The organism is Glutamicibacter sp. BW77 (genome assembly GCF_002332285.1).
GTDB lineage: Bacteria > Actinomycetota > Actinomycetes > Actinomycetales > Micrococcaceae > Glutamicibacter > Glutamicibacter bergerei.
In genome coordinates this window covers 112415-132212 of record NZ_NRGT01000048.1, presented here as the reverse complement: position 1 = coordinate 132212, position 19798 = coordinate 112415, and the positions used below count along the sequence as shown (strand labels likewise).

At 58.7% G+C, this 19798-nt stretch carries 19 protein-coding genes and 2 tRNA genes; 8 read left to right on the top strand and 13 right to left on the bottom strand.

Annotated features, from left to right (window positions below; translation table 11 throughout):
* Nucleotides 1-19: 19 nt before the first annotated feature.
* Nucleotides 20-976, bottom strand: a complete 957-nt coding sequence (locus CIK74_RS06960; protein WP_096255051.1) for an HNH endonuclease family protein — start codon at nt 974-976, stop codon at nt 20-22.
* A 244-nt stretch (nt 977-1220) separates the two neighbouring features.
* On the opposite strand from CIK74_RS06960, the gene CIK74_RS06955 reads away from it, so the two are divergent.
* Complete coding sequence (locus tag CIK74_RS06955) at nt 1221-1913, top strand: hemolysin III family protein (RefSeq protein ID WP_096255050.1); 693 nt, start codon at nt 1221-1223, stop codon at nt 1911-1913.
* Between the two features lie 62 nt (nt 1914-1975).
* On the opposite strand, the gene CIK74_RS06950 is transcribed toward CIK74_RS06955, so the two are convergent.
* The 3 genes from CIK74_RS06950 to CIK74_RS06940 form a co-directional block, all read right to left on the bottom strand.
* Complete coding sequence (locus tag CIK74_RS06950; RefSeq protein WP_096255049.1) at nt 1976-3253, bottom strand: MFS transporter; 1278 nt, start codon at nt 3251-3253, stop codon at nt 1976-1978.
* A complete protein-coding gene (gene argE / locus CIK74_RS06945; protein WP_170947781.1) occupies nt 3250-4419 on the bottom strand; it encodes an acetylornithine deacetylase in 1170 nt (389 codons plus the stop codon). The genes CIK74_RS06950 and argE overlap by 4 nt, the downstream gene beginning before the upstream one ends.
* A gap of 103 nt (nt 4420-4522) precedes the next feature.
* Nucleotides 4523-5200, bottom strand: coding sequence for a TetR/AcrR family transcriptional regulator (locus CIK74_RS06940; protein ID WP_170947780.1), 678 nt, complete (start codon nt 5198-5200; stop codon nt 4523-4525).
* A 99-nt stretch (nt 5201-5299) separates the two neighbouring features.
* Between CIK74_RS06940 and CIK74_RS06935 the strand changes: the two genes are divergently transcribed.
* The gene (locus CIK74_RS06935) at nt 5300-6523 is read left to right on the top strand and encodes a glycosyltransferase (RefSeq protein ID WP_096255047.1); all 1224 of its coding nucleotides are present in this window, start codon (nt 5300-5302) and stop codon (nt 6521-6523) included.
* A gap of 65 nt (nt 6524-6588) precedes the next feature.
* On the opposite strand, the gene CIK74_RS06930 is transcribed toward CIK74_RS06935, so the two are convergent.
* The 3 genes from CIK74_RS06930 to CIK74_RS06920 form a co-directional block, all read right to left on the bottom strand.
* Nucleotides 6589-6783, bottom strand: coding sequence for a CsbD family protein (locus CIK74_RS06930; protein WP_096255046.1), 195 nt, complete (start codon nt 6781-6783; stop codon nt 6589-6591).
* 147 nt (nt 6784-6930) lie between these two features.
* Nucleotides 6931-7227 carry a transcriptional regulator gene (locus CIK74_RS06925; RefSeq protein WP_096255045.1) on the bottom strand — a complete coding sequence of 99 codons (297 nt, stop codon included), beginning with the start codon at nt 7225-7227 and terminating at the stop codon, nt 6931-6933.
* Nucleotides 7214-7876 (bottom strand): hypothetical protein, encoded by a 663-nt coding sequence (locus tag CIK74_RS06920; protein WP_096255044.1) that lies wholly within the window; start codon nt 7874-7876, stop codon nt 7214-7216. The genes CIK74_RS06925 and CIK74_RS06920 overlap by 14 nt, the downstream gene beginning before the upstream one ends.
* A gap of 154 nt (nt 7877-8030) precedes the next feature.
* Here CIK74_RS06920 and CIK74_RS06915 point away from each other — a divergent pair, with 154 nt between their 5' ends.
* Nucleotides 8031-9293, top strand: coding sequence for a methyltransferase (locus CIK74_RS06915; protein WP_240520480.1), 1263 nt, complete (start codon nt 8031-8033; stop codon nt 9291-9293).
* A gap of 13 nt (nt 9294-9306) precedes the next feature.
* On the opposite strand, the gene CIK74_RS06910 is transcribed toward CIK74_RS06915, so the two are convergent.
* A complete protein-coding gene (locus CIK74_RS06910) occupies nt 9307-9918 on the bottom strand; it encodes a class I SAM-dependent methyltransferase (protein WP_096255043.1) in 612 nt (203 codons plus the stop codon).
* A gap of 323 nt (nt 9919-10241) precedes the next feature.
* Here CIK74_RS06910 and CIK74_RS06905 point away from each other — a divergent pair, with 323 nt between their 5' ends.
* Nucleotides 10242-10535: a hypothetical protein gene (locus CIK74_RS06905; protein ID WP_096255042.1), complete on the top strand. Its 294-nt coding sequence runs from the start codon at nt 10242-10244 to the stop codon at nt 10533-10535.
* Nucleotides 10536-10614: 79 nt separating this feature from the next.
* Here the strand turns inward: CIK74_RS06905 and CIK74_RS06900 are convergent.
* From CIK74_RS06900 to CIK74_RS06880, 5 genes are all read right to left on the bottom strand, one after another.
* Nucleotides 10615-10690: transfer RNA gene (locus CIK74_RS06900), tRNA-Val, on the bottom strand.
* A gap of 151 nt (nt 10691-10841) precedes the next feature.
* Nucleotides 10842-11831, bottom strand: coding sequence for an LLM class flavin-dependent oxidoreductase (locus CIK74_RS06895; RefSeq protein WP_096255041.1), 990 nt, complete (start codon nt 11829-11831; stop codon nt 10842-10844).
* Between the two features lie 312 nt (nt 11832-12143).
* Nucleotides 12144-12219 (bottom strand) — tRNA-Val (locus CIK74_RS06890).
* A 104-nt stretch (nt 12220-12323) separates the two neighbouring features.
* Nucleotides 12324-12776, bottom strand: coding sequence for a redoxin domain-containing protein (locus CIK74_RS06885; RefSeq protein ID WP_096255040.1), 453 nt, complete (start codon nt 12774-12776; stop codon nt 12324-12326).
* Nucleotides 12776-13192, bottom strand: a complete 417-nt coding sequence (locus CIK74_RS06880) for a DUF3052 domain-containing protein (RefSeq protein ID WP_229677096.1) — start codon at nt 13190-13192, stop codon at nt 12776-12778. The genes CIK74_RS06885 and CIK74_RS06880 overlap by 1 nt, the downstream gene beginning before the upstream one ends.
* 361 nt (nt 13193-13553) lie before the next feature.
* Here CIK74_RS06880 and aceE point away from each other — a divergent pair, with 361 nt between their 5' ends.
* The 4 genes from aceE to CIK74_RS06860 all read left to right on the top strand — a co-directional run bounded on the left by aceE (nt 13554) and on the right by CIK74_RS06860 (nt 19790).
* Nucleotides 13554-16298 (top strand): pyruvate dehydrogenase (acetyl-transferring), homodimeric type, encoded by a 2745-nt coding sequence (aceE, locus tag CIK74_RS06875; RefSeq protein ID WP_096255038.1) that lies wholly within the window; start codon nt 13554-13556, stop codon nt 16296-16298.
* Between the two features lie 120 nt (nt 16299-16418).
* Nucleotides 16419-17627 (top strand): helix-turn-helix domain-containing protein, encoded by a 1209-nt coding sequence (locus CIK74_RS06870; RefSeq protein WP_096255060.1) that lies wholly within the window; start codon nt 16419-16421, stop codon nt 17625-17627.
* 172 nt (nt 17628-17799) lie between these two features.
* Nucleotides 17800-18723 carry an ACP S-malonyltransferase gene (locus tag CIK74_RS06865; RefSeq protein WP_096255037.1) on the top strand — a complete coding sequence of 308 codons (924 nt, stop codon included), beginning with the start codon at nt 17800-17802 and terminating at the stop codon, nt 18721-18723.
* An 8-nt stretch (nt 18724-18731) separates the two neighbouring features.
* Nucleotides 18732-19790: a beta-ketoacyl-ACP synthase III gene (locus tag CIK74_RS06860; protein ID WP_096255036.1), complete on the top strand. Its 1059-nt coding sequence runs from the start codon at nt 18732-18734 to the stop codon at nt 19788-19790.
* Nucleotides 19791-19798 lie beyond the last annotated feature (8 nt).

Below are 19798 nucleotides of genomic sequence, written 5' to 3'. Positions count from 1 at the left end.
GGGCCATCCTCTTTGTCAGCTAGACTCGCCAGCGCAAACGACTGTCGGTCTTGGAACTCTTACAGGTGTAGGTCTTACCAGTTTTCGACTTACCCTTTTTAGACTTATCTACGCTCTTGCAGAACGCTCCCGGATGTACGGTGCCCTTAACGTAATGGCTCTGGATTTTTTTCGGAGTTTTCGGCTTAGAACTGTCTTTGCTTCCACCGGGTTTGATCGGTTTCACCTTGGCGGACTTTTGGTTCTTGCAGGTGTTGAGCACCTTTTTCATGGCGTTCTTCTCGGCCTTGGTCACCGAAAGCGCGTACTTCTTCTTGACGCTGACCTGGGTAGCCACATACTGGCAGCGGAAGGATTTATTTTTCGGTAGCCACTCGGCAGTGTTCTTAGCACCCTTCTGCCGATTCGCAGAAGCCGAGGAAGCCATCAAATTCAACGGGTCGTTAGCCAACGACTGACGTTGTGCCTGCGACAGCTTCTGCCCACCGGAGATCCAGGCGTTTTTCAGCGCAACCACGTGGTCGATATCGACCGAACCGGAATTCACTTTCCAGTTAATGCGCTTACCGGTGTAGCTATCTTGCAAAGTTCCGGAGCGCACAGTGCACTTCTTACGGTCTTTGAACTTCACCTTGGACATATCGCGAGACAACGTATCTTGGCGTTCGTCGCACTTATCCTTATCAAAGTCTTTCCACCCGTTACCGAACTTCTTATTTCGGTTATATCCGGTAGCCGGGGCCTTACCTTTCACCGGCAACGAGTTCAACACAGCCATTGCTTTCGGCCCGGTGAGCTTGGCGCCTGGTTTGATCTTCTTAGAGCCCGTTGAAGCCAGATCGGCCACGAAGTATTGATCAAGTGGGACATAGCTTTGGCTAAACTCGGCAGTTGCCTGCTCTCTATCACCAGCACTTGCGCAGCCAGTTAGTGCCAACGCACCAATCGCGAACATAGCCAAGACACGGCGCAGCATAAAACTCCCCAAGTGATGCGAATGAATAATGATGTTAAAGAGCCGGAATATCATGCGATCTTCAACCAAATAGGAGCTTACCCCGCCTCTCCCCCAAAATTTGAAACCACGCGGCATTCAAGCTGAGCCCCCGTAACTAAAGACAACAGAGCACCTGAGTACGGTGTCAAAATTCAACAGGGTGCTTCACTGACTCCAGTAAGATTTGAACCAGCAGACATTTTGGCCAGCTCTAAGGAAGCACATGACAAACACCGCCTCCGACGCCACCGAGCCGATAAGATCTCGCTCCCGGTGGCAGCCAACTCCGGGAACCGAACGTACGCTGTGGCGTGGAATGATTCATGCCTGGGTCAGCCCGCTGGTGATTATCTTGGGCCTACTGATTGTGGTCTTGGCCCAGGGACCGGCCGCCGAGTGGTCCGCCGCGGTTTTCGCACTGACCTCCATCACGCTCTTCGCCACCTCGGCGATGTATCACCGTGGAAATTGGTCAGCGCAGACCACCGCGTGGTTCCGCCGTGCTGATCACGCAAATATTTTCTTGTTAATCGCTGGCACCTACACACCCATTGCGGTGCAAATCCTTGACCGCTCTCAAGCGATCCTGACCTTGTCGATTATCTGGGCCGGAGCAATACTCGGGATCCTAGTCAAAACCTTCTGGCCAGCGGCTCCACGCTGGTTCTCCGTGGTCCTGTACATTCTGCTTGGCTGGGGCGCAGCGATGGACATCCCCTCTTATTGGGCAGCCAGCCCCGCGGTCCTACTGCTGGTCTTAGGCGGAGGCCTGTTCTACTCGATCGGCGCGGTGTTCTACGCAACTAAACGTCCCAACCCAGTCCCGACGGTCTTCGGATTCCATGAACTTTTCCACGCCTGTACGGTGCTGGCTTTCGCCTGCCACTGGATCGCAGTGTTGCTGGTAGTCCGGTAGACGGGATAAATAAGAATGGCTTCGATCTTTAGGATCGAAGCCATTCTTGATTTAAGCGATTTTTAGCGCAACTTGTACCGCAGGCGAATAAATGCCAGGCCGACCAAGGAGATCACTGCGATCGCCATGTAGTACAGGCTCGGAGTTTCCAACGAACCGGTGATGCTTAGCAACCAGGTCAGTACCAGTGGTGCGATACCGCCAAGCAGGGTCACGCCCACGTTGTAGGTGACCGAGATCCCCGACCCACGAATCGCCGCTGGGAAGAGCGCGGAAACCAGTGCCGGCAGTGGCCCGAAGTAGAAGGACATGATGACGCCCAGTAACGCGATCACCAGGACCATCACCGGGATACTCGGATTGCTGGTCATCAGCTTAAACAGTGGCCATGCCAATACCAAGGCACCGACCGCCGCCCAGGTCATCACCTTGGCAGGGCCCACCCGGTCCGCCAGATGACCGATCATCGGGACGGTCACCAAGGTGATCACACCGGCTACTACTCCGCCAAGGAAGGCGGCATCGGCCGGGATATTGAGGTTTTTCACGGCAAAGGTTGGCATGTACAAGATCATGTAGACAGAAATTGTTGCCACACCGACGGCCGCGGAACCGGCCAAGAGCCGGCCGTAGTGCTGGCTAAACAATTCACCCAACGGCGACTTGCTCTTCGTGGTGGAAATGAACTCTTCGGTTTCTTCGAGTCGCGCACGAATATAGAGTCCCACCGGCCCGATCAGCAGACCAACAAAAAACGGCACACGCCAGCCCCAGCTTTCCAACGCTTCTTGGGATAGCTGTGTGGTCAGCACGTAACCGAACCCGGAGGCCAGTAGCATCGACACGCCCTGCGCGGCCACCTGCCAGGAGGCGTAAAACGCCTTCTTATGCGGTGCGCTTTCGATCAAGAATGCGGTGGCCGTACCAAACTCGCCACCGGCGGAGAATCCCTGAATGAGACGCGACAGCAAAATGATCAGCGCACCCCAGACTCCAACCATCGCGTAGGTTGGGGCCACGGCCATGATCAGCGTGCCGAGCATCATCAGCATCAAAGTCAGCGTCAGCGCCTTCTTGCGTCCCTTACGATCCGCATAACTTCCTAAGATCATTCCGCCCAGTGGACGGATCAGATAGGAAATCGCGAAGGTCGCAAAGGTCAGGATCAGCGCGAAGGATCCATTGGACTCAGGGTAGAACAGTTTGGCGATAGTTGTGGCGAAGGTGGCGTAGACGATGATGTCGAACCATTCCAGGGCCGCGCCGATGGAGGAAGATATCACCGCCTTGCGAGCAATTGCTAGTTGTTGTGGGGTCGCCTGTGGCGCCGTGGTGCTCATGCCGAGAGCTCCTGCACCAGGCGCAGGATGAAGTTTTCGCAGTCAACAATCTGGGATAGCTCAATGAATTCATCCGGTGCGTGGGCCTGGGCAATATCGCCAGGTCCACACACTATAGATGGGATCCCCGCGGCGGCGAACAGTCCCGCCTCGGTGCCATAGGTGACTTTTTCATCGGTGGCGATCGCACCGCAGGCGGCGGCCAACGCAACGATTTGCTCGCCGCGGTCCGTGTCCAGTCCCGGGGCGCCGGCAACCTGTTCGAAGTGCACCGAGCCGGCAGAGTTTAGCTGCTTCATTTCAGCGTCAAGCTGCGCGGCATAATCACGGAACTGCGCGATCAGCGCGGCCCGGTCCACTACTGCCAGCGAACGGAATTCAAAGTGCACCACGCACTTGGAAGGGATGGTGTTCACCGCGATCCCGCCGTCAAACCGGTTCACGTTCATGGTGGTGGTTGGCTCGATGAACGCGTCATCGCTCGGCCCCTCGGTGCGCAGCTGGGCCGAAATCTCTTCAACATAGTTGGCAAAGCGCAACGCGTAGGAGATCGCATTTAGCCCCTCGCGTGGCAGCGAAGAGTGGGCGGCAACGCCGTTGAACGTCACCTGGAAAACGTTCATGGACTTGTGCCCACGAATCGCGCGCATGCTACTTGGTTCACCGATGATGGCTCCGCGTGGGGCCAGCTGCTGGTCGGTGATTTCCTCCACCAGGCTCACCGCTCCCACACACCCGACTTCTTCGTCATAGGACAACGCCAGGTGGATTGGTTCCGATAGTTTCGCCGCGGTGATATCCGGCAGTTTGGCCAGGATTACCCCGATAAAACCCTTCATATCGCAGGTGCCACGTCCGTAAAGCTTGCCGTCACGAACCTGCGTGCTAAACGGCTCGCTGGACCAGTCCTGCCCGTCGACCGGGACCACGTCGGTGTGCCCGGAAAGCACGATGCCGCCGGTTCGCGTGCCATCGGCCGCTGGTATGGTGGCCAGCAGGTTCGCCTTGGAGCCGTCCTCGTTGTGGATCAACTTCGAGCTAATTCCCGCTGCATCCAGCTTGGCCACCACCAGCTCGATCAGCGGCAGGTTACTGTCGCGGCTGGTGGTATCGAGGCTGATCAGTTCATTGATCTCGGCCATCGTCGTTTCGGCTGGTGCAGCCATGATGAACTCCCGTATCGTCGGTAAAGCTAGTGATGGGTTCATCGTTTCACACCAAGTCACGACGGTAAAGAAGATTTCGATTCGAGGCAATATAGCGTTAAAATTACGCTTCGAAGATTCCGGCTCCGCGCAGATAATTCCTGATCAGTGAGCCGAACACTCCGTCTTGGTCCACCGTGGGGTCCGCCTGTTGGAAGGCAGCGGTAAGCAAAGGGTACTGACCGCTGGCCAGCGCCTGCTGAAGTTCGATAACACCGCGCGGCTGCGCATCTTGCTGACTTAGTTCGTTGATCACGAAGGCGGAGGTGATCGCGGTCAGCATGGCGATCGTTTGAAGTTTTTGCGTTCCAGATAATGCGGTACCCGCTAAGGCGCTCAGCGCGGACTCTAAATAGTGCAGGGTCTGTGGCCCTGGTACGCGTGTGCTCTGCACCAGTGGTGCCAGCCAGCGGTGGGTGTGCATAATCGCTCGTCCCTGCGCGGCGAGTGCGAGCAATTGTTCTTCAGGGCTGCCGGCCAACTCGTCGAAGACGTATTCGCCGCTGACCCGATCCACCATCAAATCCAGTAATTGGTCCGAAGAATCAACATATCGGTAAAGGGAGGCGGCCCCCGCGCCGATTTGTTGGGCGACGGCTCTGATGGACACCGCGTCCAGACCTCGCTCGTCAGCCAGCTCAACGGCCACCCGTGCGATCTTTTCGCGTGAGTGCGCCGGTTTGGGACCCCTGGCGCTACGCTCTAAAGTCGCGCCGGCTTCCTGCTTTTTTTGCTTCGGCACTCTAGAATTCTCCTGCCGTCCTTGGTGGTGTTCCGCTGACACCATTAGACTATATACTTAATTGCGAACAGTGATCGCTATTAATAGGCTGGAGAGAAAATGCGTGTACTCATGATCACCCCTGGAACTCGTGGCGACGTAGCACCCATGGCGGGACTCGCCGCCAAACTGGGCACTCACGGTTTTGAGGTGTCGATCGCGGCCAACATGGAATACGCACCACTGGTCACCCGCGCCGGCGCCACCTTCCACGAACTGCCCGGCTCCATGAATGAACTGGTGAACCCCACAGCCCCGGGCCAGAAAGCTGGCGCCAAAAAATTGCGCTGGTATATGCGTGAATTGCAAGCCTATTTTGAGTCCGCTGCCACCGGAACGCTGCGAGCCGCCGAGCAGGGAGCGGAGGTGATCATGGCCAATTCTGTCGCACCATTTGCCTACGATGTCGCCGAGGCGCTACAGATTCCAGTCATCGGCGCTCACCTGCAGCCAACCGAGCCGAGCGGGGCCTACGCACCCATGGTGTTAGGCACCGCGCGCAATTTTGGAGCTGTGGGCAACAAGCTCCTTGGCTCGCTCATTGGTGCCAGCAAAGCCCCCTACGATCCGCCAGTTAACCGGCTGCGTTCCGAACTTAGCTTGCCACCGCGCAGTCGGACCGCCTCCGAGCGGCAACGCAGGAGCAAAGACGCGCCGATCCTGCACGGCTTCAGCCCATTGCTGGTTCCGCGACCAAAGGACTGGCGCCCGGCGATGAGCACCTGCGGCTACTGGTGGCCGCAACACGATAGCGATTGGACCGCCCCAACCGAGCTTCTCGACTTTCTCGCCGATGGCCCGCCACCGGTCTACCTTGGTTTTGGCAGCACCGCGGCAATGGATGCGGATTTCATGCACGAGGTGGCTACCCGCAGTGACCGGCGGTTCATCCTACAAGGCGCCCCCGGAATCAACGAGCCGAACATCTTGGGCATCGGCGGCACCGACCACCAGTGGCTATTTCCGCAGATGGCCGCGGTCATTCATCACGCCGGGGCAGGCACTACGGCCTCCGGACTACGCGCCGGCGTGCCAACGATTAGCGTGCCAATCTTCACCGATCAGCCCTTCTGGGCGGCACGCGTGCACGCCTTAGGCGCAGGAGTGGAGCCGATCAAATACAAAGAGCTGAGCGTCGAAAGACTGCTCGCAGCCATAGATGAGACGCTGGCTACCGATAAATACGCGGTGCGCGCTGCACATCTTGCGAAGCAACTGGAAGCGGAGGAAGACAGTTCGCTGCCGGTAATCCGGGCACTACATCAACTAACTACTGCCCGCTAACTGTCAATGCCCGCACGCACCAAAGGCACCCACCGAATTGGTGGGTGCCTTTGGACGGAAAACTTTTACTTGTTCAGATCGTCGCGAACGTCTTTAGCTGCGTCCTTGACTGCTTCGCCGGCCTGTTTGGCCTTGGCTGCTGCCTGATCCTTCACGCCTTCGGCCTGCAGGCTCTCATTGTTGGTCGCATCGCCTACGGTCTCCTTGACCTTGCCGCTTGCTTCCTGAGCCTTGTTCTTAAACTTATCGCCCAAACCCATCAGATGATCTCCTGTCGCTTGATCGAACAACTTACCTAACCGACGCTACCTGCCAATTTTTGGAGCTAGCTGGACACAACCTTACGTTTGCCTGACTCCGATTTCTAGGTCTTGCAATCGTGCAAGTATGCGCTAAGGTTTGGCTTTTTACCGCGCCGGGTCAAGCAGTTCGCGTAGCGCCGATTTATAGTTTTCAAACGCTACCCGCCCCGTGGACGTGAGACACACATAGGTCACCGGATTGCGTCCCTCCAAAATCTTCTCCACTGCCACATACTGACTCTCTTCAAGTTTGCGCAGATGTGTCGCCAGATTACCCGAGGTCATCGCAAGCAGCCCCTGGAGTTTGGGAAATGAGATTCGGTCTCCGACCCGAAGCGTGTCGAGCACCGTGACCGTGCGCAGGCGCGCCTGTGCATGAATGACTGGATCAAGCTCGTGCATGCCCACCTTCAACCACCTCACCTGCGACCAATGCTGGCTTCAGTCCGTGCAGCAACCCGAGCACTATCAACCCCAGTCCTCCCACCGCGCCGGCCAGCAAATTGTAGGGCGCCGGCACTGCCAGTGAAAGCATTCCAATTACTAAGATCCATGCCCCAAAAATCAATTGTGTTCGATCATTGAAGATCAACGATCCGGCGATTACCAACACCCCCACCACCAAGCACAGTGCGCCGAGCGCGAAGGTCAGCAGTCCCATGGAATCTAGGCCCGCCGCGTGCAGCCGCCATCCGAGCAAGCCGGCAAAGATGATTCCTAGCGTGAAGGTGTTGCCGTAAATGGCACCTTCTACCATTGATGGCCCCTTCGTTCCGGAGCCACGTTTGGCCGAGTGCACCGCGGAAAGCACGATGGCCAGCACAAAGGCGAATACCCCAATGCCGACGCCGAGAAATCTCGGCAGCAACGGCGCAGCAACCGGAGCAAAGGTGAGGAAGACCGCGATGAACGCGATCACCCAGGCGCCGCCCCAGAGCGAAAAGAGAAGCAGCTGGTTCGGGCTCATGGCCTGACGTGTTTGACGCGCATTAGCCTCGATATCATCCAAGATCCGCGCCGGATCCGTTTCTGGCGTGTTGTCGTTGCTCATGGTCTGCTCTCTCTTTCATCGGGCGACTCGGTAGAGCCACAAAGTTATTCGTGATGAAAAGTACTTTGCATTACAAAGTTAAAGATAGCACTCAGGAGTCGTACACGCTAGAGGTGCTCGTACTGCACCAGCGCTAGCGGAAAACTCCGTATCATTGTCATTACTAGACTTCGCAACACCATCGCTCACGCGCGGTCAGACATCGGGTGAGCGCCACGACTCAACGAGGTACACCGCCATCGAGCACTCCCCCAACATTGCCGACCAAACTCTGAGCTGGGAACACCAAGGAACTCACACTTCCGCCCACTGGTGGTCTGCCAATGCGCGCCCCGCACCTAAAAATGTGGTGGTCGTTGATGACCGGCTCACCGCCGATGCCGCCATGCGCAACGCGGCGCGTGGCACCGCCATGCTTTGGTTGGGAGACTTCCACAATGCCAAGCAAATGTTATCGGCCATCGATCGCCGCCTGTCCAAGGCGGCCACCGGCAAGACGTCGCGCAAAACCCAAACCGACGCAGAGAAGTTCTACGCAATCCGTCAGGGGCGAGCTCAACGCTCGCGCATGATGTCGCTGATATTAGTTCCATTAAATCTTGACACTACCGATGGTGAGGCCGCCTTAGAACTCCCCCGGGCCCCACGTATTGGCCCTGCGGTAGCATTTAGTTATCCGCAGCAGGCTGGGTCCACTGCGACGCGTGCCGTAGTCAGCCTGCAAGAACTCACCGGCGTGCTCAGCGCCTACCAGTGGTACATCAACGGCGTCGAGGTGCCAGCACTAGGCCAAAAGATCCACCCCGGCTACGGCACATTTTTGCCCACCCGGCACGAGTATGTTGATCTGGTTGCCAAGGCGCCACTGAACACCACCGAGCTAGCCTTTGATATTGGCACCGGCACCGGGGTGCTGGCAGCCATCTTGGTGGCCCGCGGGGTGAAGACCGTGATCGGCACCGACATCCATCAGCGAGCGGTAGATTGCGCTAACGACAACTTCGCGCGCCTGGCCATCGACGATTCCGCCCGCGCCGAACTGACCAGCATGTTCCCCGCAGGCCGCGCGCCCCTGGTGATCTGCAATCCGCCCTGGTTGCCTGGAAGCGCACCGACCACACTGGATGCTGCCGTGTACGATCCGGGAAGCAAGATGCTCTTACAGTTCCTACGCGGATTGCCCGAACACCTCACAACGCACGGCGAAGGCTGGCTGATCATTTCTGATTTGGCCGAACTGTTGGGCCTGCGCAGTCGCCACCTGCTCCTTGATGCCATCGACGACGCAGGCCTAGAAGTGGTCGACAGGCTCGACACCCTGCCAACGCACGGGCGCGCCAAGGACGATGCTGACATCCTCCATGCAGCACGTTCGCGGGAAGTCACCTCGCTGTGGCGGCTACGCGTCAAGGCGTAATCCTCCTCCGCGCTTAGTCGGCGCGGCCGAGCACCGCCACGAGGAAGTCATCAGCCGGACGGTGGAACTGCCAAGTGGAGAAGCGCTGCTGGAGTTCGAGACCCGCAACAGCTGCATCGGCTTCAAAGTCGGCGAACTCGTAGTCGCGTCCCGCGCCGAAACCCACCACCAGGCGTCCATCGGTGGCCAAATGCTCACGCAGTTTCACTAATGCTGGCAAGCGCTCAGATTGGGATAAGAAGGTGAGTACATTTCCGGCCGAGACGATCACATCGAACTCAAGTGCGGCTGAAGAATCCTCGCTGAGCGTGAAGTCAGCCAGATTGCCAACCTCCCAGCGCGCCTGCGGGTAATCCTCGCGGGCCACATCGATCAGGTGCTCATCAAGGTCGATTCCTACGACCTGATGCCCGCGTTCGGCCAACCAGCCGCCGATTCGGCCGGTACCGCATCCGGCATCAAGGATTCGACTGCCGCGATCTGCCATCGCATCGATGGCTCGCGCCTCACCAAAAATATCGCGGCCTTCCTGAGCGAAGGTCCGCCAGCGTTGCGCAAAGTTCTGCGAGTGTTCGGGATTCGCTCGCGTGGCGGCGATCCATACGTTTTCTTCGGGAGCAGTCATGACTTCAGTTTCCCATGCAAAAAAGAAATAGCAATTTCACCCTGCTATAGTTTCCCGCTACGCATTGAGTATCATTTTCAGCCAGAAAAGCTAGGTACCTTCGGCGCAGAGATTCAAGCGTCTTCCACCACCAAAAACGTTTAAAACGAGACACCGCTTAGATGCTTCAACTATTCCGCCACATCGAGCGACATTCCTTATTGACGTCTTGGCTAGGCGTAATACGAGAGTTAAGAAATGATTTCAGGGTTGAATGATGACTTCAGTCCATGCAATGGTTAAACCATCCATTAGCTAGAACTTCAACCAAGGTAAAGGCAACTATGAAGATCAATCGTAGAATCGTCGCAACAGCACTGTCCCTGGGACTGATCGGTGGCGCCGGATTCGTCGCGGCGCCGGCCGCTAACGCAGGAAGTTTCGCAGGATCATCACGGGTCTTCTTCGCAAACCAACAGGCATGTGAAGTTTGGCGCACGGTCACCACCGTCAATTATGTCGTCAAAAATAACGGCGTTCGGGTCAGCGAGTCTTCCTGTACCTACGACCCCGATGCCCAGCGCGGATACACCACCGGCAAACCCTGGGTCGGCTACGTGGGCCTCTGGCGAGATTAAGTTAGATTCACACCGTCTGTGCGCAAAACAAAAAACCCGCTTCCCCCACATCCGAAGATGAGGTGAAGCGGGTTTTGCTTGGTGGGCCCTACCGGGATCGAACCGATGACATTCACGGTGTAAACGTGACGCTCTACCAGCTGAGCTAAAGGCCCTTACCATCGTTGAGCGAAGAAATAACTTCTTGCCAACAGGGAATAACTTTACTGGTGAAAACTCATCGGCGCAAATCAGAACGCAGTGACCTGCATCTCTCGCCCGGCGTTTCGATCTTCGCCCGCGGCAGATGCACTATTGCGTGAAAGTCTAGAACCAGAGCTGCGCTAGAAGTTTCAGCGAGTGCTCGCGCACGGATGGATCGAAGGCATAGGTCGTCGTAATAAGTTCGTCGGCACCGGTTCGCTGCACAAACGCCTCCAGCTCGGCTTTGACCTTCGGCGCAGCGCCCACCGCCTTGATCTTCAGCATCGGGTTTTCGCCACCTCCATGACTTGCCAGCGTTTCAGGGTCTACCGGAGGCTGCAGCTTGCGCGATTTTCCGCGCTGAACATCCTGGAACATCTGCTCGATCACCGTGAATTCCCGCGCAGCCTGATCGTCGGTGTCCGCGACCATCACGTTGATACCAGCCATCACGTAGGGCTTGTCGATCTGGGCCGTCACCGCCTGCGGATTAAACGCGTCTCGGTAAACCTTCAGCGCGTGGTCAAGCTGATCCGGAGCGAAGTGCGACGCGATAGAAAATGGCAAACCCAATTGACCGGCAATAGACGCACCGTTAACCGTGGAGCCAAGCACCCAAATCGGCACGTTCATACCGGCTGATACGGCAGAGACAATCGGCATGCTGTGGGCCGTGCCGGTTTGCCCGAACCAGCCCTGCAGGTCATAAATGCTCCGCGCAAACTCTTGCGGCTCGGCCGACGAGCGACTCAGCGCCTGCGCGGTCATACCGTCTGTTCCTGGTGCGCGGCCAAGGCCCAAGTCTATCCGATCACCATGAATGTTAGCCAAGGTTCCGTACTGCTCGGCGACCATTAGCGGAGCATGGTTAGGCAACATCACACCACCAGAACCCACCCGGATCCGTTCGGTGACCGAGGCGGCCTGTGAAATGAGCAACGCGGTGGCGCTGGACGCAAGATTTGCCGTGTTGTGGTGTTCGGCAAACCACAGCCGATGGTAGCCAAGCTCATCCGCCAGGCGGGCGCTTTTCATCGACGCGGCAATCCCCTCGCGCGCCGTGGAGCCTTCAGAGATAGAGGCAAGATCAAGAATGCTCAACGGAACAGGCAAATCGTTTCCTTAAGTTTGTAGTTTTGCAGAATCTACCCTGCAGAAAAAATACAGATGCTCTCTGGCGACAACCATGCCGAGGCGGAACCTATTCCACTGAATTTTGTGACGGTCCCCCGATGTGCGGCCCCTGGGCTAGACCTACGTGGCAGACTCCGTCCACAAACGTCCGCTTGGCTCAGGCCGAGAACCGGTTTTCTAGCCGGGAGCCGCACCACGAAGTAGGTGAACACCTCTTCGTTTAGCGCCGGACAGCGCACAACAAAAAACCCGCTTCCCCTCATCCGAAGATGAAGTGTAGCGGGTTTTGCTTGGTGGGCCCTACCGGGATCGAACCGATGACATTCACGGTGTAAACGTGACGCTCTACCAGCTGAGCTAAAGGCCCAAACCTTTATGCTGTCTTGCATTTCTCCAAGCCAACGAGAGATAAATTTACCGGTTATTTTCTCTTCGCGCAAATCGAGAGCCGAACGCGCCAGGCGAGCTACGTCACGTCAGGCTCGTAATGACCTCTTGATATGCCTTCAGGCTGCGCGGCTCGGTCATTGGACTACTAAAAACGTGGCGCACCACCCCGTCGATCAGGTACAGCGAGAGGCGTGTAGCCACTCCCTTAGCCTCATCAAATGCGCCGGCCGCCTTGGCGACCGCACCGTGCGGCCAGAAATCGGCGAGCAGTTCAAACTCGACGCCAAGCTGTTCGGCGTAGCTACGCAGCGTGAACTTATGGTCCACGGAGATCGCCACCACCCGTACGTTCGCGTCGAGAAACTCTTGGTGATGTTCTTGAATTTGTGCCAGTTCAGATCCGCAGACGCGGGAAAATGCCCAGGGGTAAAAAACCACCAGCACCCTGCCCGAAGCGAGCTGGGTGCTGGTGATAGTTTCGCCGTACTGGTTTTCCAGCGAGAAATCGAACAGGCGTGAACCTGTTTCGATCATTAGTGCTTCTTGCGTGGTGCTAGACGGATGGCGGACCAATCCTCTGAGACACCCTCAGTTGTAGTGACATGAAGCCCCGCGGTGGGAGCATCCTGTTGAATCTGGGTTGGGGACACGTGTCCGCTACGACCCTGTTTAGGGGTAAGTAGCCAAACAATGCCACCTTCATCAAGGCATTCCAATGAATCCATCAGAGCGTCGACTAAGTCTCCGTCGCCGTCGCGCCACCAGAAAATGACTGCGTCGACTACGTCGTGGTCTTCTTCGGTGAGCAAATCTGAACCGATCAGGTCCTCGATAGCATCACGAAGACCGAAGTCCACGTCTTCGTCATAGCCCAGTTCCTGAATAAGGTCTTCATCTTTGAAACCCAAGTTCTTCGCGGGTTCCAGGTTTGCCGATACGGCGTCGCTCACTTCATTCCTCCTGCTGTTACAAAGCGTTACTAACAACAAAACACTCTTTTGTCTTCCCATTCAAGCGCTAAGGACGTAACACGCCGGTAATTCTATCGCGTGAACTCGTGACTCACCTCATCCTTACATGAGCATTATGTACCTAGCTCCTGTACCGAGTTGCATATGTCACTCTATAAGTCAGATTTAAGGGCTTTTTGCGTCAAAAAACTGTACTTTTCACATCCCTATAAGAACTAGAGTATGGGTTGAAACGAGACGCACACGTCACTCAAGCGCGCCGCTCTCGTAGTCCCAACCCGTCACACGGTCCGAAACTCAGACCAACGTGCCGGAGCCGCAATTCAATCAAGGAGCTTCCGTGGCTGTAGAGGAACACATCTCCCAGATCCGTAGTGGTTTGACTTACCAGCTTTCTGATCGGGATCCTGAGGAAACTCAGGAATGGTTGGACTCATTCGACTCACTGGTCGAATCCCAGGGCACCGAACGTGCTCAGTTCATCATCCGCTCGCTGTTGCAGCGTGCCGGCGCCAAGTCCGTTGGCGTCCCCATGGTGACCACCACCGACTACGTGAACACGATTCCGGTGGATCAGGAACCAGAATTCCCGGGCGATGAGTCCGTAGAACGCCGTTTCCGCGCGTACATGCGCTGGAACGCAGCCATCATGGTGCACCGCGGCCAGCGCCCAGGCGTCGGCGTCGGCGGACACATCTCCACCTACGCAGGCGCAGCCACCTTGTACGAGGTTGGCTTTAACCACTTCTTCCGCGGCAAGGACCACCCGGGCGGCGGCGATCAGGTCTTCTTCCAGGGCCACGCATCCCCCGGCATGTACGCCCGCGCCTTCCTCGAAGGACGCTTGAGCGAAGAAGATATGGACGGCTTCCGCCAGGAGAAGTCCAAAGAAGGCCACGCACTACCTTCCTACCCACACCCGCGTTCGATGCCAGACTTCTGGCAGTTCCCGACCGTGTCGATGGGGATCGGCCCAGCCAACGCCATCTACCAGGCACAGCTGAACCGCTACATCCACAACCGTGGCATCAAGGACACTTCCGACCAGCACGTCTGGGCCTACCTGGGCGACGGCGAAATGGACGAGCCAGAGTCACGCGGCTTCTTGCAGCTTGCTGCCAACGAGAAGCTGGACAACCTGACCTTCGTGATCAACTGCAACCTGCAGCGCCTCGACGGTCCGGTCCGCGGTAACGGCAAGATCATGCAGGAACTTGAGGCTTTCTTCCGCGGTGCGGGCTGGAACGTCATCAAGGTGGTTTGGGGTCGCGAGTGGGATGCCCTGCTCGAAGAAGATCCAAATGGCGCCCTGGTCGACGTGATGAACCAGACCCCGGATGGCGACTACCAGACCTACAAGGCCGAGTCCGGTGCTTTCGTTCGCGAGCACTTCTTCGGTCAGCGTCCAGAAACCAAGGAACTCGTCGCGGATATGACCGACGACGAGATCTGGAACCTGAAGCGCGGCGGTCACGACTACCACAAGGTCTACGCGGCCTATAAGGCAGCCACCGAGTTTAAGGGCAAGCCAACGGTCATCCTGGCCAAGACGGTCAAGGGCTACGGCCTGGGCACGCACTTCGAGGCGCGTAACGCGACCCACCAGATGAAGAAGCTGACCTTGGAGGACCTCAAGGGCTTCCGCGATCACCTGCGCATCCCGATCACCGACGAGCAGCTCGAAGCCGATCCATACATGCCGCCGTACTACCACCCGGGCAACGACTCGGCGGAGTACAAGTACATGATGGAACGCCGCAGCGAACTGGGCGGCGCGGTGCCAACGCGCCGTAAGGAAACCAGCTCCAAGATCCACCTGCCAGGCGATAAGGCGTACGCCTTCGCTAAGCGTGGTTCGGGCAAGCAGCAGGCCGCCACCACCATGGCCTTTGTGCGTCTGCTCAAGGACCTGATGCGTGACAAGGACTTCGGTCACCGCATCGTGCCGATCGTGCCCGATGAGTCGCGCACCTTCGGCATGGACTCCTTCTTCCCTACCGCCAAGATCTACAACCCTGCCGGACAGAATTACCTGTCGGTAGACCGTGATCTGGTGTTGGCGTACAAGGAGTCGGCCAGCGGTCAGCTGATCCACCCGGGCATCAACGAGGCAGGCGCCGTGGCGGCCTTCACCGCCGCCGGCACCAGCTACTCCACGCACGATGAACCGTTGATCCCGATCTACGTGTTCTACTCGATGTTCGGTTTCCAGCGCACCGGCGACCAGTTCTGGGCCGCCGCGGACCAGATGACCCGTGGCTTCATCATCGGCGCCACCGCAGGACGCACCACGCTGACCGGTGAAGGTTTGCAGCACGCGGACGGCCACTCGCCGTTGCTTGCCGCCACCAACCCGGCAGTGGTCGCCTACGACCCGGCCTACGGTTACGAGATCGGGCACATCATGCGCTCGGGCCTTGAGCGCATGTACGGGGGCACGCACTCGGATCCCAACGTGATGTACTACATCACCGTGTACAACGAGCCGATCAGCCAGCCTGCCGAGCCTGAAAACGTCGACGTTGAGGGCATCGTAAAGGGTATCTACCTGCTGAAGGAAGCGACCACCGATGGGCCACGCGCCCAGCTGCTCGCCTCCGGCGTGGCGCTGGCGTGGGCTATCGAGGCCCAGCAGATCCTGGCCGAGGAGTGGGGCGTGTCCGCCGATGTCTGGTCGGTCACCTCCTGGAACGAGTTGGCGCGCGAGGGCCAGATCGCCGATGAGAAGGTGCTCGTCGATCCGTCCAAGGCTCGCCCGGTACCGTTTGTGACCTCCAAGTTGCAGTCCACCACCGGTCCGGTCATCGCCACCACCGACTACATGCGTGCGGTGCCGGAGCAGATCCGCCCTTACGTGCCCGGTGAATTCCACACCTTGGGCGCGGACGGATTCGGCTTCTCCGACACCCGTGCCGCGGCGCGCCGGTTCTTCAAGATCGACTCGCACACCCTGGTGGTCAAGACCTTGGCCTCGCTGGCAGAACGCGGCGAGATCCCGGCCGATACCGCGGTAAAGGCTCACGCAAAGTACGACCTGAACAACCCAAATGCCGGAACTTCCGGTAACGCGGGCGGCGACGCGTAAGTCACGCGGAGCTAGTTCTTGTTTGTTTGGCGGGCGCCAAGCCACCTTTCACCGGTGGCTTGGCGCCCGCCGCATTTAACTACCGGCGCGTAGGCACATTTTTTGCGTATGCTTGAAACCATGAGTCCTCAGGTCGAGCCCACATCGGGTGTGCGCTCGCGCGCTGTGCGAGTGCCCAAGCCCACCGCAGAAACTATTCGCCGGCTCAAAAGCCATCTGGGCGTGCTGTCCACCACGGCGCTGAAATACCTGGACCAATCGCTACCCTGGTACCGCTCCTTAGAACCGGCCGAACGCGCGGCCCTGGGGCTCGTCGCGCAAAAGGGCATCTCCACCTTTGTCACCTGGTACGAGGAGCCCGAATCCACCCCGGCTTGGGTGATGAACGACGTCTTTGGCGCCGCCCCGAGCGAGCTGACCCGCTCCATCTCGCTGCAAAAAGCGTTGGCGTTGCTGCGCACCATCGTGGAGGTTGTCGAATCCCAGGTGCCGGATATCGCGGCCGAGAACGAACAGGCACAACTGCGCGAGGCGGTACTTCGCTACTCCCGCGAGGTGGCCTTCGCCGCCGCCGATGTGTATGCGCGGGCCGCCGAGACCCGCGGCGCCTGGGATTCCCGGCTAGAAGCGCACGTGGTCGATGCGGTACTGCATGGCGAATCTCAGGACTCGCTGTCCTCCCGTATCGCGGCGATCGGCTGGAAGTCACAAAAGAACATTCGCATCATGGTCGGCACGACCCCGGCGTCCAGCTCGGTCACCTTCGTCGCGGCGCTGCGCCGAGTGGCGCAACGCTACGCCAGCGACTCGCTGGTGGGGGTGCTCGGAGATCGGGCGATCCTGATGCTTTCGGACACCAAATTTGAGGAAGCGGACCTCACCCGCTTTGCCCGGTTCTTCGGGCCCGGGCCGATCGTCTATTCCCCGCTGGCGAGCACCGTCAGCCAGATGCATACCGCCGCGAGCGCCGCGGTGGCAGGCTACGGCGCGGCCCGCGCCTGGGAGCAGGCGCCGGTGCCGGTAGACGCCGATGACCTGTGGCCCGAACGGGTGTTTAACGGTGACCCGCTGGCGCGCACCGCGCTCATCGAACGCGTTTATCAGCCACTGGTGCACGCCGGAAACGGGCTGCTGCAGACGCTGTCCAGTTACCTTGCGCTCGGCCACTCGCTGGAGGGCACCGCGCGAGAACTTTTTGTGCACGCCAATACCGTGCGTTACCGGCTCAAGCGTGTTTCCGAGGTAACCGGTTGGGATCCCTTGGTGGCGCGTGACGCATTTGTGCTGCACAGCGCACTGGTACTGGGCCGGCTGAACGAACCGGGCTAAACCAGCCAATTTTATGGGGAACACACAGTCCCCGAACCGCAACACAGGCGCTTTACATGGGTTTTCATCTTCGGGTTACGCTAAGCTTTTGTAGAGTTCCTACAAAGAGGCACCGCGAGCTTGGTACGCAAATACCGCGCGTGAAGCCACAACTATTTGGAAAGCTGTAAGAGTGTTAGCAATCGTTTGCCCCGGACAGGGCTCCCAGACCCCAGGTTTTCTCACCGACTGGCTCGAAGTTGATGGCGTTCGCGACCATTTAACGGCGCTGGGCGACATCACCGGGCGCGATCTTCTCGCCCACGGAACCACCTCCGACGAGGAGACCATCAAGGACACCGCCGTCGCGCAGCCCTTGATCGTCGCCGCCGGGCTGGTGAGCGCCCGTGCACTGTTTGGCGATTCCTTGCCTGCCGGTGCGATCCTTGCCGGACACTCGGTCGGCGAAATTACCGCCTCCGCCTTAGCCGGCGCATTGAGCGAAACCGATGCGCTGACTTTTGTGCGGGAACGCGCCAACGCCATGGCTCAGGCCGCAGCCACCACCCCCACCGGCATGGCCGCGGTACTTGGCGGAGACCCGGACGAGGTCCTCGCCAAGCTCAGTGAGCTCGGCTTGACCCCAGCCAACGCCAACGGCGGCGGACAAACGGTCGCGGCCGGCACCCTAGAGCAGCTTGAAGCCCTGGTGGCCAACCCACCAGCGAAGGCCCGAGTGATCCCGTTGAAGGTCGCAGGCGCCTTCCACACCAGCCACATGCAGCCGGCAGTGGGGGTTCTTCAAGACCTATCCTCCAGTCTGTCACCGCAAAACCCACAACTGACATTGCTCTCCAACTTTGATGGCGCGCCCGTGACCGATGGTGCCGCGAACCTCGCATCCTTGGTCGCTCAGGTCTCCCGCCCGGTGCGTTGGGACCTGTGCATGGAAACCCTGGCCGCCCAAGGCGTCACCGGAGTGCTAGAACTTGCTCCGGCCGGAACCCTGGTGGGTCTGGCCCGCCGCGGACTGAAGGGCGTGAAAACCCTCGCGCTGAAAAGCCCGGCAGAGTTGGATGCCGCCCGCGAATTTATCGCCGAGCACGCCGGGCACTAGGAACCCTCATGAGCCCGCAGCTACTTACCCCCACCCCGAACGCGTATAGCGCGATTCTGGGCACCGGGTCATTCCGCCCCGATGTGGTGGTGACCAATGACGATGTCTGCCAGTGGATCGACTCCTCCGATGAGTGGATCCGCCAGCGCACCGGCATCATCACCCGGCACCGCGCCGACGCGAACACCTCGGTGCTGGATATGGCTCTGGGCGCGGCGCAAGCGGCCCTTGAAGACGCCGGAATTAGTGCCGCGCAGCTTGATACGGTCATCGTGGCGACGGTGACCTTCCCGCACGCCACCCCGTCGGCGGCCGCAGCGCTTGCCGACCGGCTCGGCGCCACCCCGGCTCCGGCCTATGACATTTCCGCGGCGTGTGCCGGGTACTGTTATGCGATCGCTCAGGCGGACGCGTTGGTTCGCTCCGGGCTGGCTCAGCACGTGTTGGTGGTCGGTGTAGAGAAGCTCTCGGATTACATCGACAATACTGAGCGCACCATTTCCTTCCTGCTTGGCGATGGTGCCGGAGCGGTGATCGTCGGCGCGTCACCGGTTCCGGGGATTTCCCCGTCGGTGTGGGGCTCGGATGGGTCCAAATGGAACGCAATCAGCATGACCCACTCACAACTTGAATTGCGCGATTCGTTGCTCGGCGCCAATGAGCTATTGGAATCGGCGGTTGATGAACCGCTTGAGGAGCTGGCTAACCCGTGGCCGACGCTGCGCCAAGATGGCCAGACGGTGTTCCGCTGGGCGGTGTGGGAAATGGCGAAGATGGCCCGTGAGGCGTTAGCCGAGGCCGGACTTAAAGCCGAGGATTTGGCCGCCTTCATCCCACATCAGGCGAATATGCGCATTATTGATGAGCTGGCCAAGCAACTGAAACTTCCCGACACGGTACTCGTCGCCCGGGATATTGCCGAAAACGGGAACACCTCTGCGGCCTCCATTCCGATGGCGATGGACCGCATGCGCAAAGCGCATCCGCAGCTTTCGGGCAAATTTGCTTTGCAGATTGGTTTTGGTGCCGGGCTTGTCTTCGGCGCTCAAGTAGTCCTCCTGCCCTAAGCTTTAAA

Bases quoted from the DNA above. Each gene is read 5' to 3' on its own strand.
- CIK74_RS06960 (WP_096255051.1), bottom strand. From the start codon at position 976: ATGCTGCGCCGTGTCTTGGCTATGTTCGCGATTGGTGCGTTGGCACTA.
- CIK74_RS06955 (WP_096255050.1), top strand. From the start codon at position 1,221: ATGACAAACACCGCCTCCGACGCCACCGAGCCGATAAGATCTCGCTCC.
- CIK74_RS06950 (WP_096255049.1), bottom strand. From the start codon at position 3,253: ATGAGCACCACGGCGCCACAGGCGACCCCACAACAACTAGCAATTGCT.
- argE (WP_170947781.1), bottom strand. From the start codon at position 4,419: ATGGCTGCACCAGCCGAAACGACGATGGCCGAGATCAATGAACTGATC.
- CIK74_RS06935 (WP_096255047.1), top strand. From the start codon at position 5,300: ATGCGTGTACTCATGATCACCCCTGGAACTCGTGGCGACGTAGCACCC.
- CIK74_RS06930 (WP_096255046.1), bottom strand. From the start codon at position 6,783: ATGGGTTTGGGCGATAAGTTTAAGAACAAGGCTCAGGAAGCAAGCGGC.
- CIK74_RS06925 (WP_096255045.1), bottom strand. From the start codon at position 7,227: ATGCACGAGCTTGATCCAGTCATTCATGCACAGGCGCGCCTGCGCACG.
- CIK74_RS06920 (WP_096255044.1), bottom strand. From the start codon at position 7,876: ATGAGCAACGACAACACGCCAGAAACGGATCCGGCGCGGATCTTGGAT.
- CIK74_RS06910 (WP_096255043.1), bottom strand. From the start codon at position 9,918: ATGACTGCTCCCGAAGAAAACGTATGGATCGCCGCCACGCGAGCGAAT.
- CIK74_RS06905 (WP_096255042.1), top strand. From the start codon at position 10,242: ATGAAGATCAATCGTAGAATCGTCGCAACAGCACTGTCCCTGGGACTG.
- CIK74_RS06885 (WP_096255040.1), bottom strand. From the start codon at position 12,776: ATGATCGAAACAGGTTCACGCCTGTTCGATTTCTCGCTGGAAAACCAG.
- CIK74_RS06870 (WP_096255060.1), top strand. From the start codon at position 16,419: ATGAGTCCTCAGGTCGAGCCCACATCGGGTGTGCGCTCGCGCGCTGTG.
- CIK74_RS06860 (WP_096255036.1), top strand. From the start codon at position 18,732: ATGAGCCCGCAGCTACTTACCCCCACCCCGAACGCGTATAGCGCGATT.